General features: G+C 68.1%; 17 protein-coding genes. 12 read left to right on the forward strand and 5 right to left on the reverse strand.

Annotated features, from left to right (window positions below):
- The first annotated feature begins 40 nt into the window (after positions 1-40).
- The 5 genes from STHE_RS10945 (at position 41) to STHE_RS10965 (ending at position 3,703) form a co-directional block, all read left to right on the forward strand.
- Positions 41-466, forward strand: coding sequence for a DUF420 domain-containing protein (locus STHE_RS10945; protein WP_012872648.1), 426 nt, complete (start codon positions 41-43; stop codon positions 464-466).
- Between the two features lie 254 nt (positions 467-720).
- Positions 721-1,062 (forward strand): PH domain-containing protein, encoded by a 342-nt coding sequence (locus STHE_RS10950; RefSeq protein WP_012872649.1) that lies wholly within the window; start codon positions 721-723, stop codon positions 1,060-1,062.
- Between the two features lie 90 nt (positions 1,063-1,152).
- On the forward strand, positions 1,153-1,929 hold the full coding sequence (locus STHE_RS10955; RefSeq protein WP_012872650.1) for a hypothetical protein: 777 nt from the start codon (positions 1,153-1,155) through the stop codon (positions 1,927-1,929).
- Between the two features lie 108 nt (positions 1,930-2,037).
- On the forward strand, positions 2,038-2,964 hold the full coding sequence (locus STHE_RS10960; protein WP_012872651.1) for an ABC transporter ATP-binding protein: 927 nt from the start codon (positions 2,038-2,040) through the stop codon (positions 2,962-2,964).
- Positions 2,965-2,977: 13 nt separating this feature from the next.
- Entirely contained in the window at positions 2,978-3,703 is a 726-nt protein-coding gene (locus STHE_RS10965; RefSeq protein WP_012872652.1) for an ABC transporter permease, read from the forward strand.
- A 140-nt stretch (positions 3,704-3,843) separates the two neighbouring features.
- Here STHE_RS10965 and STHE_RS10970 read toward each other — a convergent pair whose 3' ends face one another.
- From STHE_RS10970 to STHE_RS10985, 4 genes are all read right to left on the reverse strand, one after another.
- On the reverse strand, positions 3,844-5,361 hold the full coding sequence (locus tag STHE_RS10970) for a sulfite oxidase (protein WP_012872653.1): 1,518 nt from the start codon (positions 5,359-5,361) through the stop codon (positions 3,844-3,846).
- Between the two features lie 44 nt (positions 5,362-5,405).
- Positions 5,406-5,663, reverse strand: a complete 258-nt coding sequence (locus STHE_RS10975; RefSeq protein WP_012872654.1) for a hypothetical protein — start codon at positions 5,661-5,663, stop codon at positions 5,406-5,408.
- 750 nt (positions 5,664-6,413) lie between these two features.
- Positions 6,414-6,803 (reverse strand): DUF309 domain-containing protein, encoded by a 390-nt coding sequence (locus tag STHE_RS10980; protein WP_052295364.1) that lies wholly within the window; start codon positions 6,801-6,803, stop codon positions 6,414-6,416.
- 127 nt (positions 6,804-6,930) lie between these two features.
- Complete coding sequence (locus STHE_RS10985; protein ID WP_012872656.1) at positions 6,931-8,820, reverse strand: peptide ABC transporter substrate-binding protein; 1,890 nt, start codon at positions 8,818-8,820, stop codon at positions 6,931-6,933.
- 470 nt (positions 8,821-9,290) lie between these two features.
- On the opposite strand from STHE_RS10985, the gene STHE_RS10990 reads away from it, so the two are divergent.
- On the forward strand, positions 9,291-9,767 hold the full coding sequence (locus tag STHE_RS10990; RefSeq protein WP_052295303.1) for an alpha/beta fold hydrolase: 477 nt from the start codon (positions 9,291-9,293) through the stop codon (positions 9,765-9,767).
- A 26-nt stretch (positions 9,768-9,793) separates the two neighbouring features.
- Positions 9,794-10,012 (forward strand): hypothetical protein, encoded by a 219-nt coding sequence (locus STHE_RS10995; RefSeq protein WP_041399049.1) that lies wholly within the window; start codon positions 9,794-9,796, stop codon positions 10,010-10,012.
- 139 nt (positions 10,013-10,151) lie between these two features.
- Here STHE_RS10995 and STHE_RS11000 read toward each other — a convergent pair whose 3' ends face one another.
- Positions 10,152-11,546, reverse strand: a complete 1,395-nt coding sequence (locus tag STHE_RS11000; RefSeq protein WP_012872657.1) for a S41 family peptidase — start codon at positions 11,544-11,546, stop codon at positions 10,152-10,154.
- Between the two features lie 222 nt (positions 11,547-11,768).
- Here STHE_RS11000 and STHE_RS11005 point away from each other — a divergent pair, with 222 nt between their 5' ends.
- The 5 genes from STHE_RS11005 (at position 11,769) to STHE_RS11025 (ending at position 16,930) form a co-directional block, all read left to right on the forward strand.
- A complete protein-coding gene (locus STHE_RS11005) occupies positions 11,769-12,914 on the forward strand; it encodes a S1C family serine protease (protein WP_012872658.1) in 1,146 nt (381 codons plus the stop codon).
- A 175-nt stretch (positions 12,915-13,089) separates the two neighbouring features.
- Positions 13,090-13,674: an RNA polymerase sigma factor gene (locus tag STHE_RS11010; protein ID WP_012872659.1), complete on the forward strand. Its 585-nt coding sequence runs from the start codon at positions 13,090-13,092 to the stop codon at positions 13,672-13,674.
- Positions 13,675-13,678: 4 nt separating this feature from the next.
- Positions 13,679-14,869, forward strand: coding sequence for an anti-sigma factor (locus STHE_RS11015; protein WP_012872660.1), 1,191 nt, complete (start codon positions 13,679-13,681; stop codon positions 14,867-14,869).
- Positions 14,870-15,101: 232 nt separating this feature from the next.
- Entirely contained in the window at positions 15,102-16,076 is a 975-nt protein-coding gene (locus STHE_RS11020) for an ABC transporter ATP-binding protein (protein WP_012872661.1), read from the forward strand.
- Positions 16,073-16,930: an ABC transporter permease gene (locus STHE_RS11025; protein ID WP_012872662.1), complete on the forward strand. Its 858-nt coding sequence runs from the start codon at positions 16,073-16,075 to the stop codon at positions 16,928-16,930. Before STHE_RS11020 ends, STHE_RS11025 begins: the two co-directional genes overlap by 4 nt.
- The last annotated feature ends 86 nt before the right edge of the window (positions 16,931-17,016 follow it).

The following is a 17,016-nucleotide window of genomic DNA, read 5'->3' on the forward strand; positions in this document are numbered from 1 at the left end:
ACGGATCAACCGCGCCGAGGAGAGAGGAAGGACCGGGCCAATGGAGACCTGGCTGCCCCTGCTGAACACGACGCTGATCGTCATCAGCGGTATCTCCCTGTTGTTCGGCTACTACTTCATTCGCCGGGGGAACATCGACAGACACCGGCGGGCGATGCTGACCGCGACGGTCTTCGCCGGGCTTTTCCTGGTTGTCTACGTCGCGCGCTTCTTCCTGATCGAGACCAAGATCTTCACCGGTGAAGGCTGGGTACGCGTCGTCTACTTCATCATCCTGATCAGCCACACGATCCTGGCGACGGTGATCGCACCGATGGTGCTCATCACGCTCTACCGGGCGCTCACCCGCCAGTATCCCAAACACCGGCGCATCGCCCGGGTCACACTGCCGCTGTGGCTCTACGTCGTCGTGACCGGCTGGCTCGTCTACCTGATGCTCTACCAACTGAGCTTCACCCAGACGTAGCCACGCGCCGTATCGGGCGCTCCGCGCCGACACGCCGTATCGCGGGCAAGCCGGTGACCAGCGCCCTCGCCCGCGGGGCAACCTGACGCGGCTGCATCCGCCACGCGGAAGCCACCAGCGCCGTATTCCCGCCGACCGAGAGGGGGGACCGATGCCCGTGGATACGACGTCGCGCGATACCGCGGTTGTCACCTTCCGGCCGCGACCGTCCCGGGGCATGGCTCGTCGCCGTTGCGGTCGGCATTGTCGTCCTGATGGTAGCGCCGCTGCTCCCCGTCGCCGGGGAGATCCCGCTCCCGATACTGCTGGTCAATGTGGGCATCGGCCTGCTCTTCGCGATCCCGTTGCTGGTGCTCGCTGCCTGGATTCCGACGATGCGGTACGAGTTGGACGACGAGGCGCTGACCCTGCGGTACGGTCCGATCCTCCGCTACCGGATCCCACTCGATGAGATCCAGGAGATGCGCCGCAAGAACCTCAAGATCTCGCTCTGGTCGAGTATGCGGTTCCCTGGCCTGGCTCTGTTCACGGTCCCCTACGCCGATGAGGGCCGTGTCAAGATGTGCGCAACCGCCGCCGCCGACCGCATCCTGTAGATCGACACACGCCGCGGCACCTACGGCGTCACCCCGGCGGATGAGGAGGCGTTCGTCGCGGCCGTCCGGGCGCGGATCGGAGCGTAACCCGTGCCCGGCATCTACATCATGGCGGTCATCACGGTGAGCATCTCCGCCGCCGCCTACACCGGGCTGCTGCGCATCGTCACCCCACACTGGAGGCGTTACCTGTGGTTGGCGCTGCCCGCCCTCCCGCTATCGGCCATCGTCAACCGGCTGATCAAGCAGCCGATCGGCGAGGGCGTCGCGGCCTGGGCCGGAGTGAGCACCGACCAACTGGGCACGGCACCGCTCTGGTTCCTGCTCTTCCTCCTGCTCCTCTCTCCGCTCACCGAAGAGGCCATCAAGATCACACCGCTGCTGCTGCCGCGAGCGCGGGCGTGGCTCGGGAGCCGCGACGGCGCGCTTTGGACCGGCTTTGCCCTCGGCGTCGGCTTCGGCATCGGTGAGGCCGCCTTCATCGCCTACGGGATCGCCCAGAGTCCCGACTATGCCGGGATGCCGTGGTACCTTTTCACCGGCTTTCTTAACGAGCGCTTCATCGTCTGCTTCGGCCACGGGGTCATGACCGCCGTGCTGGTCACCGGCCTCACGCAGGGCCGTCCGCTGCGTGGCTATGTGGGGGCCGTGCTCCTGCACACGGCGGCGAACGCCGGCGCCCTGGCCTATCAGGCGGGATGGGTGCCGGTCGAGATCGCGACGCTGTCGCTCACCGTGGTCGTGCTCCTCCTGGCCGTGATCTTCGAGCGGCTCCGGCGGCAGGCCTTGCGGGAAACCTCGCCCGCGGCACACGACGCCGAGGAGGTCATCCTCTTCCGCCGCAACCGGACCGACGGCGGACCCTAGCTCGCCCCTGGCTACATCCTGGTTCGTGCCACGTCGTATGCTTAGGGGCGGCGCGTGGCGCGTGGGACACCGGAGTCACCACGACGCGAGGTGAGCGGTGGAGAGCGGATGACCAGCACAGCCGACCACGCAATCGTGGTCCAGCATCTCGTGAAGAGCTACGGCGGGAAGCGCGCCGTCGACGACCTGAGCTTCTCCGTCCGCCGCGGCGAGATCTTCGCGCTGCTCGGCCCCAACGGTGCCGGCAAGACCACCACCGTGGAGATCCTGGAGGGTTACCGCGCTCCCGACTCCGGGACGGTGCACGTCCTCGGCCTCGACCCGCAGCGCGACGCCGCCCAGCTCAAGCAGCGGATCGGCGTGATGCTTCAGCAGGGCGGCATCTACCCCACCGTCACCGCATCCGAGTTGCTGCACCTCTTCCGCCACTTCTACCGCGACCCGGAGGACCCGGAGGCACTGATCGATCTGGTCGGGCTGCGTGAGTCGGCCCACGTCCGTTACCGGCAACTCTCCGGCGGGCAGCAGCGGCGACTGGCCCTGGCCGCGGCGCTGATCGGCAAGCCGGAACTTCTTTTCCTCGACGAGCCGACGACCGCGATGGACCCCCAGGCGCGCCACCTCACCTGGGGCATCATCCGGGAACTGCGCGAGCGCGGCCTCACCGTCCTGCTGACGACGCACTTCATGGAGGAGGCCGAGCGCCTCGCGGACCGCGTCGCGATCATCGACCACGGCCGGCTGATCGCGCTGGAGGAGCCGAAGGTGCTCACCCAGGCCAATGCCGAGGAGGTGCAGTTCACCGCTCCGCCGGGACTCGACCTGGCGACGCTGGCGGCGCTCCCGGCTGCGAACAGCGCGCGCGAGCCGCGCCCCGGCTTCTATGTCATCGCCACGACGCGCCCGGCCGACCTCCTGGCCGAGGTGACCGCCTGGGCGCGCGACGCCGGGATCCTGCTGAACGACCTGCGTGTCGGCCACGAGTCGCTGGAAGACGTCTTCCTCCGGCTCACCGGCCACGAGCTACGCGAGTGATCCGGAGCAGACGATGAGCGCGCTGCTGGCGCAGACCCGAATGGAACTCCTCCTCTCGCTGCGGCGGGCCGAGGGCGTGCTGATCACCATGATCGTCCCGGTGATCCTCCTCATCTTCTTCGCCTCGATCGGCCTGAAGCCGGACGGCTACGAGGATCCGATCGACTTCCTGCTGCCCGGCATGCTGGCGCTGGCGGTCATGTCCGCAGGGCTGGTCAGCCTGAGCATCCGCACTGCCTACGAGCGGAACTACGGCGTGCTCAAGCGGCTCGGCAGCACCCCGCTCTCGCGCCCGACCCTGATCGGCGCCAAGATCCTCTCGACTGTGGCGATCCAGGTGATCCAGATCGCCATCCTGGTGGGAATCGCGGTCGTCGGTTACGGCTGGCGTCCCAGCGGCGCGTTCTTCGGGGCGCTGCTGGCCCTCCTCCTCGGCACGGTGGTCTTCGCCGGGCTGGGGCTGCTGATGGCCGGCGCGCTGCGCGCCGAGACGACGCTGGCTCTGGCGAACGCCCTCTACATCGGGTTCCTCCTGCTGGGCGGGATCGTCTGGCCGGTGGAGGAGATGCCGGGGCTGCTGTCGATTCCGGCGCGGCTGCTTCCCTCCAGCGCCTTCGCCGACGCCCTGCGGGAGACCCTCAGCGCACAGCCCACCCTGCCCTGGGTGAACTTCCTGATCCTTGCCGCCTGGAGCATCCTCGCCATCGTCGTCGCCAGCCGCACGTTCCGGTGGGAGTGATGCGTGAGGCGTCATGCGTCATGCGTCATACGTCCCCCTCACCCCGGACCCCTCTCCCCTGGTGGGAGAGGGGGGAATAACGGAATGCGCACTACGCACTACGGGTGACGTATGACGCATGACGGGTGACGCATGGCGCCTCACGCCTCACCGACCCGCACGCTCACCGTGTGGTAACCGGTGGCGCCGTCGGGGAGGGGTGGGCGCTCTTCGGCATCCTGGACCTGTCCCTGGCCGTCGTAGGCCCGCGCCATCTGGCGGTAACGGCCGGGATGGATCGGTGTCCACTCATACCGCCAGAGGACCCAGGTCAGCGGCGAGAGTGGCTCGTCGAGCGTCGCGGGAACCCAGGTCTCGCCGTCGTCGGTCGAGACCTCGACTCGGGAGATGCCGCGATCCCCGGCGAATGCAATCCCGGCGATGAGCGTCGGCTGCCCGGCGACCAGCGTGCGGTTGGACGCCGGGACGTCGATCCGCGACATCGTCTGCACCGTCGCAATGTCGCTCCAGCCCCGCTCTTGCCAGTAGCCCTGGAAGTCGTAGTCGACCGCCTCGATGCGGGTGATCCACTTCACGTTCTTCATGCCGAAGATGCCCGGCACGATCAGGCGCAACGGGTAGCCATGGGACTCCGGCAACGGGGCACCGTTGAGGTCGTAGGCCAGCAGCGTGTCCGGGTGCAGCGCGGCGACGAGCGGGATCGAGTCGGCGTAGTCGTCGGCGGCGTGGAGCACGATGTCGAGCACTCCCGGCCGGAGCCCGGCCTCGGTCAGCAGATCGCGCAAGGGGAGCCCGGTCCACTCCCCAGTGCTGATGTAGTTGCCGCCGACCGGGTTGCTGATGCACTCGAGCGTGGTAATCCGCTGCATCGTCGGGCGGGCGCGCAGCTCTTCATAGGTATAGGCGCGCGGCCGCTCGACCTGCCCGTCAATCGTCAGCCGCCAGTCCGGCACCGACACACTGGGGTCGAAGAAATTCTTGGAGACGATGTAGAAGTCCTCGGTCGGCGTCAGCGGCGTGGGGAGCTGCCCTGAGGCCGCGCCCGGCGCCGCCTCGCCACGTTCGGCCATCTGTAAGCCGAAGCGGCCGAGGAAGAGCACGGCCAGACCGGCCGGCACCCCGAACCCGGCCAGGCGCAGGATGCGCCGCCGCGCAGGGTCGATCTCGCGGCCACTGCCACCGGCCCCCTCCAGGCCGAGCACCAGCGCCCCGGCGAAGACCAGCGCGATGACCAGGAAGCCGAGCGCGGTGCGCCACAGCCCGGCCGAGCCGTCGCGCCCGACCAGGCCGATCGCTCCCAGCGGCGCCACCACGAAGGCGAGCACCGCCCAGGTCGCCGCGGTCAGGCCGAGGAAGAGCACTCCCGGGGACACGCCGCGCCGCGCCAGCCGCGCCACCAGCACCGCCACGGCCCCGCCCAGGAGCACCTGCGCGATGATCACTCCCGCCAGGGCCAGCGGCTTGGCCTGGGACTCCAGGCTCCCCAGCAGGGTGCCGAACAGGTCTAGGGGGATCAGGATCGTCAGCCGGTCGGCGATGAGTTGCAAGGGGACAGGCACGCCCGCCAGTGCGCCGAGCGCGAGCATGACGACCGCCGCCAGGAGCGCAGCGACCGCCCCAGCGGCGAAGCCGGATCGGCTGGGAGCGGGATTGGCCATGATGGACTCCTCTGTGAAGCGCCGCCCGGGACGTTCTGTCTATTCTACGCCCCCTCGGGCCCGCCGGTTGTCTCCCCGCGCCACCCGGCGCGTGCCAGGGCTGTCTCCAGGTCGAAGCGCGCGATCGGCGCGCGGTAGACCTCACGACCATCCCGCTCGAAGGTGACGATGGTAGTGCCGATCCGCACCTCCAGGCCCGGCAAATCCGGGTGGGTGAGCAGGTAGATGGCGGTGGTTTCGTAGTAGGTCTGGAAGCCGAGTGCGCGCAGTCGCTGTACGATCGCAGCGGTTGAACCGGCCACGACGCCCTCCTCTCGGCTGGCAGTCACCCGGCGAGAACGTGACAGCCGCGGATCGTGTGCGGCTGCCTGCTCCATTATCGCGCAGCGGCCGGCGGCCGCGCCGGGGCCGGGAAAAGATGAGGGGCCGTCAGTGACGGCCCCGGGTACAGGGAGGGAGGGAAGAAATGGTCGAGGTGTTCAACTGCTCCATCGCGGCGGTCTCAACCGCACGAGCCGCCGGGAGTGCGCGAGGAGCCAGTCCCGATGGAGTGGACACGCGACGGCGTAGTCGGAACGCACGCCCGGCGACGTTGTCACTGCCAGCGGGCGGGTGTAGCGGTTGAGCCGAGATCCGCGTGCCTGCCGGAGATCGAAGCCGTGACAGCGGCTGATCCGCGCTCGGTACCACCGCGTCCGTTGCTGTGGTGACCTTCGCATCCTGCCCCTCCGGCCCCGGTCTTGTACGTACACCCGTGTATGACCCTATTGTACGTACGTGTGTCGGTTTGTCAAGACCCTGGTTTGGGAATTCTTGGGGGGTGAGTCGAAGCTAATTTGCGAGCTCGCGGGGAAGCCCAAGCGGTAGCGCTCACCGCACACGGGTCATCCGTCTCCTCATTCCTGGCCCCTCTCCCCTCATGGGCTCCGCCCGAGAGGGGCTGTGGATGAGGAGGAAAGGCGGGTGGTGTGAGGATCCCCGCCACGTGGCCAGTGCCCGGGGGTAAACCCCCGGGCATGCGCCGAGCGGTGGACACCGTATCAACCGGTACCTCACTGCCGCACGACGACCTGCGGCACAAGGGTCCAGTCGAACGCGTCCACCTGCTCCGGTCCCAGATCGCGCAGGAGGTCGAGGCAGCGCTGGGACTGGTCCACGAGGGCGGCGGTGTCGACGCCCATGCACGTTGGGCGGAAGCGGCTGACCTTTTCGATCCCGGCCGTGAGCAGATTGTGCGCCCCGCGCCAGTTACCGCGGCTCAGGTGATGGAAGGCCACGCCGATCTGCAGGATGCCCTGGTAGAGCGACCGCACCGGGTGGGGCTCGGCCCGCCAGATGTCCTCCAGCTCCTCGTGACAGTCATAGAACCTACCCGCGTTGAACAGCGCAATGCCCGCCAGCAGGCCCGGCGGCGGGGCGTCCCGGCAGCGGCAGGTCAGCATGTCGCCCACGGCACATCTCCTCGCCGCCCATTCTACCCGCGGGATCGGCAGGCCCTAAGACGGGACACAAAAAAAGCCGGGGTAGGGACAAGCCCCACCCCGGCGAGCGATGAGCCGACGTTGCCGCCTAGGACGACGCCCGGCGCCAGTTCTTGACGTCCCAGAGGTCGGACGCCCACTGGGTCAGGTTCTGCCCGACGATCTCCTTGCTGCGGACCGCGACGTTGTTGCGCGCCACGATCCCGATCTCGGCCACGTCGGTGGCGACCAGGCGCTGCATCTCCAGGAAGATCTCCCGGGCCCGATCCGGATCCATCTCCTGCTTCACCTGATCCCACAGATCGTTGAACTCGGGATTCTGGTACCGCATGTCGTTGTCGGCGGCCCACTGGTTCGACTTCTGGCAGATGTCGGTCTCCGGGTTCCGCGAGTAGTAGCGCCGATACCACAGCACCGGGAACGGAGACTCGGCGCTGTTGTTGTACATCTCCAGGTCGGCGTAGAAGTGCCCGGTCGTGTCCGGGTTGCCCGGGTCGCCGGAGAAGTACACGTCGGCGCTGATCGACTTGAGCTGGATGTCGATCCCCAGCTCCGCGCACGCCTGCTTGACGATCTCCTGGTTCTGCTGGCGCACCGGGTTGACCGACGTCTGGTAGACCCAGCGCATCGGCACGCCGTTGAGCACGCGGATGCCGTCCGGCCCCCGCTCGGCGCCGGCCTCGTCGAGGAGCTGGTTGGCCTTCTCCAGGTTGAACTCCCAGGTCACGTCGTCCGGCATGAGCGGCGGGACTTCGTTCATGGTCAACGCCGTGGCCGAACCGCCTGCGCCGTAGAGGGTATCGGCGATAACGTCACGCTGGATGGCCAGCGCCAGCGCCTGCCGCACCCGGAGATCCTGGAAGTGCGGATGCGGGATCTCCCAGTAGGAGCGCTCGCCGTTGACCTCGGTGTTCGGGTCCGAGTGGTTGATCAGCAGCTTCTCGGTCCCACCACCGGGCCAGGCCACCACTTCGCCCAAGCCGGCCGCCTCCATCGGCTCGAGCACGCTGGGTGCGACCTGAATGTTCCAGGCGTAGTCAGCCTCGCCCGTCTGCAGCACCGCCCGCGCGGCGCTCGTTGCGTCACCGCCACCCTTCAGGGTGATCCTGTCGAAGTGCGGCTTGCCCGGGTCCCAGTAGTCCGGGTTGCGCTCGTAGACAACGACGTCACCCGGCCGGAATTCGACCACCTTGAACGGCCCGGTGCCGATCGGCATCAGGTTGAACTCGGCATCGCGCGCCCGCGCGCCGACGTAGTCGCGCAGGATGTGCTCGGGGAGGATCATCCCCTCGGGGCCGACGAACGGGTTGAACCACGCCGGGTCCGGGGTCTTGAAGTTAACCTTGACCGTGTAGTCGTCGATCACCTCGACGGACTCGACGTTGGTGTACTTCCCGTAGGTCGTGGCGTTGGTCTCGGGGTGGGTGAGGTACTCAAAGGTGAACGCGACGTCCTCGGCGGTGAACTCCTCACCGTCGTGCCACTTCACACCCTGCCGGAGCTTCCAGGTCACGCTGGAGCCGTCCTCGGCCACACCGTTGCCCAGCGTGGGGATCTCGGCCGCAAGCACCGGCACCAGGTTGGACTCGCTGTCGAATTCGGCGAGGGGCTCGAGGTGGACGCGCGAGGCGTCAAAGTCCTTCGTACCCTGCGACAGGTGTGCGTTGAGGATTGTCGGCGCCTGCCACCAGAGGAGCCGCAGCTCACCGTGGCCGCCAGCCTCGCCGCCTTCCTCCCCGGCCGGGGTCGCCTCGCCCCCACCGGTCGTTGGGCTCGCGGCGCCACCAGCAGGCTGGGTCGCCTCACCGGCAGACGGGGTCTCCTCGGACCCGCCATCGCCGCCGCAGGCAGCCAGCAGCGCGGCGATGGCCGGCGCGGTCAGCCCCAGGGCCGCCGCACGCTTGAGCACCTCTCGACGAGTAAGTCGCCCCTCAGTGGCTTCTTTGAGAAGATCAGCGAACTGCCTGTCGCTGCTCATCCAAGACCTCCTCCTCGTGTCCGATGAATCCGGCACTCGCCGGAGTTATCGAAGGGCCTCGGCCACTGTGGCCATCACAGATTCGTCCGATCCCAGAGCGCCGGGGTCATCCGGCAAGGCGCTCCGGACTCGCCAAACAACCTCCCCTCCGATCATCATCGCCTCAGCGGGGCGCAACCTTTTCTGCCCGCGCCATCGCATCCCACAACGACGTTAGTGCTGGTAGCGCAATCACCACTGCAACAAAAATGACGCGCGCACACCAGTCCACTTCCACAGGGTGTCGGCGCAAGTGTACATCAAGTCAGTGGCGATGAGAAGAGGGGCACGAGGGAATGAGCAACATCCACGGCACACATGTTGTCGCATGCATCCCTCCGGGCGGATTCGCCGCCAGTCGCCCTTCACGGTAGAATCCCTGTACAGCATGTCCACCTCAAACGCGGGCCAGGGAGTGGAGGATCGTCGTCGTGGGCCACTACACCCAGTTCTTCACGACCCCCGACAGCGTCCGCATCGCCTATGCGACACTCGGCCAGGGACTGCCGCTCATCTACGTCCCTCCCTTTCTCAGCCACCTCACGCTGAAGTGGGAGTCTCCCTGGTTCCGGTCGTTCAATGAAGCGCTCGCCGCGCACTTCACGCTCATCCGCTACGACCGCTATGGCTGTGGGCTCTCCGACCGCAACCGCACCGACTTCTCGTACGACGTGGACGTGCGCATCCTCGCCGCGCTGGTCGATCATCTCCGCCTGCGGCGCTTCGCGCTCCTCGGCATCTCCGACGGCGGTCCGGTCGCGGTCCACTACGCCGTCCAACACCCGCGACGCGTCTCGCACCTGCTGCTGTACTCCTTCAACTGCAAGGCCTGGGATCCCACACCGACGGTTGAGCTGCTGCTCCAATTGATGCGTGCCGACTGGCGCGTCGGGGTCAACGGGCGCTGACGATCCTAAAGAACTGCCGTCGCGTGATGACACGGGAGTCAGACCGCCTCCTCGTGATCGAGGAGCGGATCACGGACGACTCACCACTGAGCTTCGATCTGGAAATGATGGTGCAGCTCGGGGGCTGCAACCGGACCGACGAGGAGTACCGGAGCCTGTTCGCCGCGGCCGGCTTTGCCCTGACCCGCATCATCCCGCTCGGCAGCGGCTCGGCGATGGGCATCTTCGAGGGCGTGCCGGTCTAGCCTCACCAGGAGCTCCGGCATCGTGCCGGCGTGGGTGTGTGACTTCCCTCTCCAAAAATTGGGAGAGAGGTCGGGGTGAGGGCCGCGTTCACGCCGCCGGGCGCGGACACCCGTGCTCCTTGCGAACCGCCCCTCGCCCTCAGTCGCAGCGCAGGCAGCCGCCGCGCGGAATAAAGGCGCTGGTCGGCGGCTCGCCGCGGAGCACCGCCAACCCGGCGGCGAGCTGCTCGTCTTGCTCGAACGTGTCGCTGACCGGTGCACCGGTGATCGGCACGAAGATGGGGGCGTCTTCCGACTGCTCCACCTGGTAGTCCGGCGTGATCCCCGCGTCGCGGATCTGGTCGCCGTTGGGGGTCAGCCAGAGTTCGGTGCCGAGCAGGAGCGCCGAGCCGTCGCTCAGGCTGTACTGGTTCAGCACGGTGCCGGTACCGAAGGTCGACGTGCCCACCACCTGGGCCCGGTGGTTCTGCTGCAGCGCGCCGGAGACGATCTCGGCGGCTGAGGCGGTACCCTCGTTCACCAGCACCACCACCGGCAGGTCGGTCCGCGGCACCGTGGCCACCGTCAGGTGGGCCGTCTCCGTGCCGTCGCGCATCTGGCTCTTGAAGACCGTCGTCTCGGGCGGCAAGAACGCCGATGCGACGCGGATGGCTTCGTCGACCAGCCCACCGGGGTTGTTACGCAGGTCGAGCACGATGGCGGTCGCTCCGGCCGCCTCGGCGGCATCGATCGCCTGCGTGAGTTGGTCGCTGGTGCCGCGGACGAACTGGCTGATCCGGATGTCGGCCACGCCGTTCGGCAGAAGCACCCAGTCGACTGCCTTCAGCTCCAGCTTGGTCCGGCGCAGACGGACCTCCACCAGCGCCTGCTGCCCGGGACGCTCGAAGGCGAGATCGACCGTCGTTCCTTCTTCGCCGCGCACCCGCGCCACCACCTCCTCGATCGATAGGCCGGCGATGCTCTGCCCATCGACCCGCACCAGCACGTCGCCCGCCTGCACCCCGGCCTCCTTGGCCGGCGAGCCGTCCAGCGGCGCGACCACCACGACCCGTTCGTCGCGCAGCTCAATCTGGATCCCAACCCCGACGTAGCTGCCGGAGAGCGTTTCATCGTGAGCCGATACCTGGTCTGGGGGCAGATAGCGCGTGTGGCCTTCGTCGCCGAGCGTTTCGAGCATTCCGTCGATTGCGCCATTCGTCATCTGTCGGTCGTCGATTTTGCTCGGCTCCACATAGTGGTCGTGGACCAGCGCCCACACCTCGTCGAGCACGCGGGGCGCCCCGCTCGTCTCATTCGTGGCCGGCGGGGTCGCGAGCGCCCGGTCGAGGATGAGGCCGGCACCGACGCCGGTTGCGAAGACGGCGAGTATGGCCACGACCGCCAGCACGACAAAGCCGAGGCTCCGGCCCTGGCGTCGACGCGGCTGCGCCTCCGTCGACGGGTGCAGCAGTTCATCGCCAGCAACCCACCGCTGCCCGTCACGCTCGGGAGGTTCGGCATGATGCGCGTCGTGATGCGCGTAGGGACGATCCATTCTTGCCCTCCGCCCCGGCTGAGGGGATCAACGATCTCCACGATCCAAGCATACCAACTCGACGCGGAACCACCTTGCCAGCATCGTGCCAACAGCTTCAGCCACGATTCAGCATCGCTTCAGAAAACGCTCAGCTACCCACGCCATCCTTCCGAACAGGTGGCCGTCCGGCCGAGCTACGGCCACCTGCATGCACCGGGTCATGACGGAGGTACGAGCACCATGCAACGGCAGATATCCATCCTCCCCGCGATAGCCCTGATGGCCATTGCGCTCCTGATCGGCTTGATCGGCGGCGGCCTGCTCGGCGGGCTCGCAGGCTACCACTACGGCTCGCAATCCAACAGCGAAGCCACGGTCGCCGAGGCCACCGCGAGCAGCCCCCCGAGCAGCCCGGACACCGGCTCCACGTCGTCGAACGCGTCGACCCAGACGACCGGCGACATCGTCGCCGCGGTGAACCCGGCGGTGGTCACCATCGTCAGCGAACAGCGCAGCGACTTCGGCCCGTCGCGGTCCACCGGGACCGGGACCGGGATGATCATCGACACGGAGGGCCACATCGTGACGAACCACCACGTGGTGGACGGGGCCGACTCGCTGGAGGTGATCTTCAGCGACGGTGAGCGGGCGTCCGCAACGCTCATCGGGAGCGACCCCTATCAGGATGTCGCGGTCATCAAGGTCGACGCGCAGGTCCCGGCAACCATCACCTTCGGCGACTCCGACAAGGTGAAGCCGGGCGACTCGGTCATCGCCATCGGCAGCGCTCTCGGCGAGTTCCGCAACACGGTGACCGACGGCATCGTCAGCGCCACCGGCCGCAGCCTCGACACCGGCCAGGGCTACCGCCTCGAGAACCTGATCCAGCACGACGCGCCGATCAACCCCGGCAACTCCGGCGGGCCGCTGATCAACATGTCGGGTGAGGTAATCGGGATGAACACCGCGGTCGTGCGCGGCGGCTTCGGCCAGCCCGGAGCCGAGGGGCTGGGCTTCGCCATCGAGAGCAACACCGTCAAGCGCTTCGCCGAGCAGATCATCGCCGAGGGGCGGGTCGAGCGGCCGTACCTCGGGATCAGCTTCCGGCCAGTCACCCGCGCCGGGCGCTCGATCGGCGATTCGGAGCAGCCGGTGCTGGTGATGGAGGTCGCGTCCGGCAGCCCGGCGGATGAGGCCGGCCTGCGGCCCGGAGACGTGATCACCGCGATCGACGGCACCACCCTCGACGACGAGCATCCGTTCCTCAACGTGCTCTACTCCTACGAGCCGGGTGACACGGTCACCCTCACCGTCCAGAGCGGCCGCGGGTCCGGTCAGAGTCGCGACGTCGACGTGACCCTCGGCAGCCAGTCGGATCGGAACTGATCCTCCTCACCCCATCCCCCTCTCCCACAAGGGGAGAGGGGGCCCGTCTTTCTCAAGAGCGCGGGCCAGGCTCTTGCTGATGGCTGTCACAAATCCGACCACGGCGGTGTTTATTGAATAGAGCGGGGACGCGCCGCCCGGGTAGCGCGGCTCCGGCGCCGTGAGGAACGCAGACGTGACTGTATCGCACGCCTCAGCGGCTTCGGACGGGGCGCTGGTTCAGGCACTCCACGACGGCGATGAGGAGGCCTTCGCCGAGGTCTTCCGTCGCTACTATCCGACCGTGTACGGCGTGCTGCTGCGTATCACCGGCGTGCCCGACGAGGCCGAGGACCTGACGCAGGAGGTCTTCCTCCGGCTCTACCAGCGGCCGGTGCCACTCGGCACCGATGTCAACCTGGCCGGGTGGCTCTACCGCGTGGCCAGCAACCTCGGCTTCAACGCGGTGCGCTCACGACGGCGGCTGCGGGACCGGGTGCTTCGCTGGGCGCGGTTGGAGCGGCCACTGGTAACGGGAGCGCCCAACCCGGCGGCGGAGGCCGAGCGGAGCGACGCGGCGGCTCGGGTGCGGCAGGCGCTTGCAGAACTGCCGGAGCGCGACCGCACGGTGCTCATCCTCCGCCACTCGGGGGTGTCCTACGCCGAGATTGCAGCGGCGGTGGGCATCCGCACCAGTTCAGTCGGCACGGTGCTGGCGCGTGCCGAGCGCGCCCTGCGCGCACGCTATCTGGCACGAAACCCGGGCGCCGGTGAGGAGTAGGTCGGTGAACACGAGAGATCAATGCCTCAGCGACGGCGATCTGCGCGCGCTCCTCGACGCGCCGGAGGTGGAGCGCCACGCGGGCGCCCATGCATCTCACCTGGCGAGCTGCCCGGCCTGCCGGGAGCGCCTGGCACGGCTCCAGGCCGACGCCGAGGCGGCCGGAGCGCTGCTCGCCCGGCTCGGCTCGGTCGAGTCCATCCCGAACCCGGCTCTCGCCTACCAGCGGCTGGCGGTCGCGCGCAACCGCCGACCGCGTGCTTCGACGGAAGGAGTCCCCTTCATGCATCGACTCTTCGGTGCGCCACGGCGTGCCGCCCTCGCGAGCGTGGCCATCGTCGCCCTGATGGTGGCGGTGATCGCCATCGCGCCGGTCGGCACCCTGGCGCAGGATATCTTGAACAGCTTCCGGGTCCGGCAGTTCGCCGCGATCACGATCCCGATGGACCTGATGCAGCAGGTCGCCCCTGAGCTGGAAGCGCAGGCGAAGCAGTTGACGCCGGAAGAGAAGCAGCAGATCGCGGCCGGCCTGAAGGGCATGGACAACTTCAGCACCACGCTGAACGCCGACAGCGTGCGCCCCGCCGGCTCGATCGACGAGGCTCGCGCGCACCTTGGCGGCACGATGCTCGTGCCGAGCGAACTGCCGCAGGCGTTCGCAGGTAGCCAGCCGCAGATCTACATCGGCGACGCCGGGCACGCGGAGTACACGCTCGACGTGGCCACGGCACAGCAGATCCTGAACACGATCAGCCTGAAGCCCGGCGGCCTGCCCGATCCGGCGCAGACCCCGGAGGTGACTATCTCGCTCGAGCTTAGCCCGTCGGCGGTTCTCGCCTACGAGGCCAACGGCCAGCACCTGATCGTCGGCCAGACGGCCAGCCCGGTGCTGAACATCCCGTCCTCGGTCGACGTGGAGGCGCTGCGCGAGGCGGTGCTGAGCATCCCGGGCCTCCCGCCGGAGCTGGTGGCGCAGATCCGCGCCGTCCAGGACTGGCAGCACACGCTCATCATCCCGGTCCCGGCCGGGGCGAAGACCAGCCAGGAGAAGGTCGACGGCGCACCGGCCCTGCTGATCGAGGCCGAGGAGGGCGCGGCGGTCCTGTGGCAGAAGGACGGCATCCTCTACGGCGTGGCTGGCGAGGGGCTCAGCGGCAGCGACGTGATGCGCGTCGCCGGGTCGCTGGGGTCCTAACCCACCCCACCCACAGCAACCACACCACCGGGGCGGCGTGACATACGCCGCCCCGACTTCGTTAAGACAAGAAGCGCGAGGCGGTTCGCCCGTCCCACCCGCGTTCCTCCCCTCTCCCAAGGTTGGGACAGAGGTCGGGGGTGAGGGCCGCGCTCCTGAGACCCGCCCACTCTCAACGTGAGACGAAGTGTTTGGCCCTGATGGCCGTTCCCTATATGGCATACTCACGCCCATGACAGAGACTGCCACTCACGCCGAAACCGAGCGTCCGGCCGCTACGGCCCCTGCTGTGGAGACCTTCGGGCTGCGCAAGGTCTACGGGGAGCGGGTCGCGGTCGAGGACCTGACCCTGCGCGTCGAAGAGGGGGAGGTCTTCGGCTTCCTCGGCCCTAACGGCGCCGGCAAGACCACGTCGGTCAAGATGCTGATGGGTCTCGTCCGCCCGACGTCGGGGACCGCCCGCCTGCTCGGCCGCCCGCTGGGCGACCGCGCGGCCCGCGCCAAGATCGGCTTCCTCCCCGAGATGTTCCGCTTCCACGACTGGCTGACCGGCGAGGAACTGCTGGATATCCACGGCCAGCTCTACGGGATGTCGCGCGCGCAGCGTCAGCGGCGCATCCCCGAGGTGCTGGAACTGGTCGGCCTGAGCCACGCAGCACGGCAGCGGGTCCGCACCTATTCCAAGGGCATGCAGCAGCGGATCGGGCTTGCGCAGGCACTGCTCAACGAGCCGCGCCTGGTCTTCCTGGACGAGCCGACCTCGGCCCTCGACCCCATCGGCCGCCGCGACGTGCGCGACATCATCCTCCGCCTGCGCGCGGCCGGGATGACCGTGTTCCTCAACTCCCACCTGCTGAGTGAGGTCGAGTCGGTGTCGGACCGTGTGGCGATCATCAACCACGGCCGGGTCGCCGCGATCGGCCCGATGGCCGACTTGCTGCGCCGCGACCTGACGGTCGAGCTGCGCCTCAGCGCGGTCGACCCGGAGCTGCTGGACGACCTCGGCCGACTCGTGCACATCGAGCACGTCGACGGACGCGAGCGGCCCACCGTCGTCGCCCGCGTGCCGGACGAGGAGACGATCGCCCGCGCGGTGGACCTCCTGGTCGGGCGCGGGGTGCGGGTCTACGGCGTCACGCCCGAGCGGCGCACACTGGAACAGGTCTTCCTCGATGTCGTCGAGAAAGAGGGAGGCGAGGTACGGTGAAGGCGCTCGTCATCGCTCGCCTGACCTTCCGCGAGGCGCTCCAGCGCAAGCTGATCTGGGGCGTGCTGGCGCTCAGCCTGGTCTTCGTCGCCCTCTACGCCTTCGGCTTCCATATGCTCGTGCGTGAGTGGAACGAGATGCAGGCGCGACGCCCCGATGACGCCGGCGGACCGATGATGACCTACGAGATCTTCGCCAGCTCGATGGTCATGCTCGGCCTCTACACCGTCAACTTCCTCGCCGGCATCATGACCATCTTCGCCGCGGTGGGCGCCATCGCCAGCGAGATCGACAGCGGCACACTGCACGCGATCATCCCCAAGCCGCTCGCCCGCTGGGAGTTGGTGCTGGGCAAGTACCTCGGCTACGCCGGCATGCTGGTGATCTACATCGCGGTCATGGTCGGCTCGGTCGTGGTGACCGCCCGCCTGATCGGCAGCTACACCCCGCCGAATATCGTCCAGGGGATGCTCCTGATCGTCCTCGTCGCGATGATCCTGCTCTCACTGACCATGCTCGGCAGCACCCTCTTCTCGACCATCGCCAACGGCGTCATCGTCTTCATGCTCTACGGCATGGCAATGACCGGCGGGCTGGTCGAGCAGATCGGCACGGTGCTCAGCAACCAGACGCTGATCAATATCGGCGTCGCCACCAGCATCCTGCTGCCAAGCGACAGCATGTGGCGGCTCGCCAGCTACGTGGTCCAGCCGCAGATCGCGATCAGCTTCACCGGCCCCAACCCGCTCGGCACGACCGTGCCCCCCAGCGCGACCGCGGTGCAGTACTCCATCGCCTACTGCCTCGTCCTTCTCCTCGCCGCCATGCTGGTGTTCCGGCGTCGGGATTTGTGAGGGCCGTCCCCCGCAACCGCGCTATACTCCTCCCCAACGCTCCCACGCAAGCATCACGGAGCACGGAACACGGAGCACGCACCACG

Source organism: Sphaerobacter thermophilus DSM 20745 (genome assembly GCF_000024985.1).
In the GTDB taxonomy this organism is placed as follows: Bacteria; Chloroflexota; Chloroflexia; order Thermomicrobiales; family Thermomicrobiaceae; genus Sphaerobacter; species Sphaerobacter thermophilus.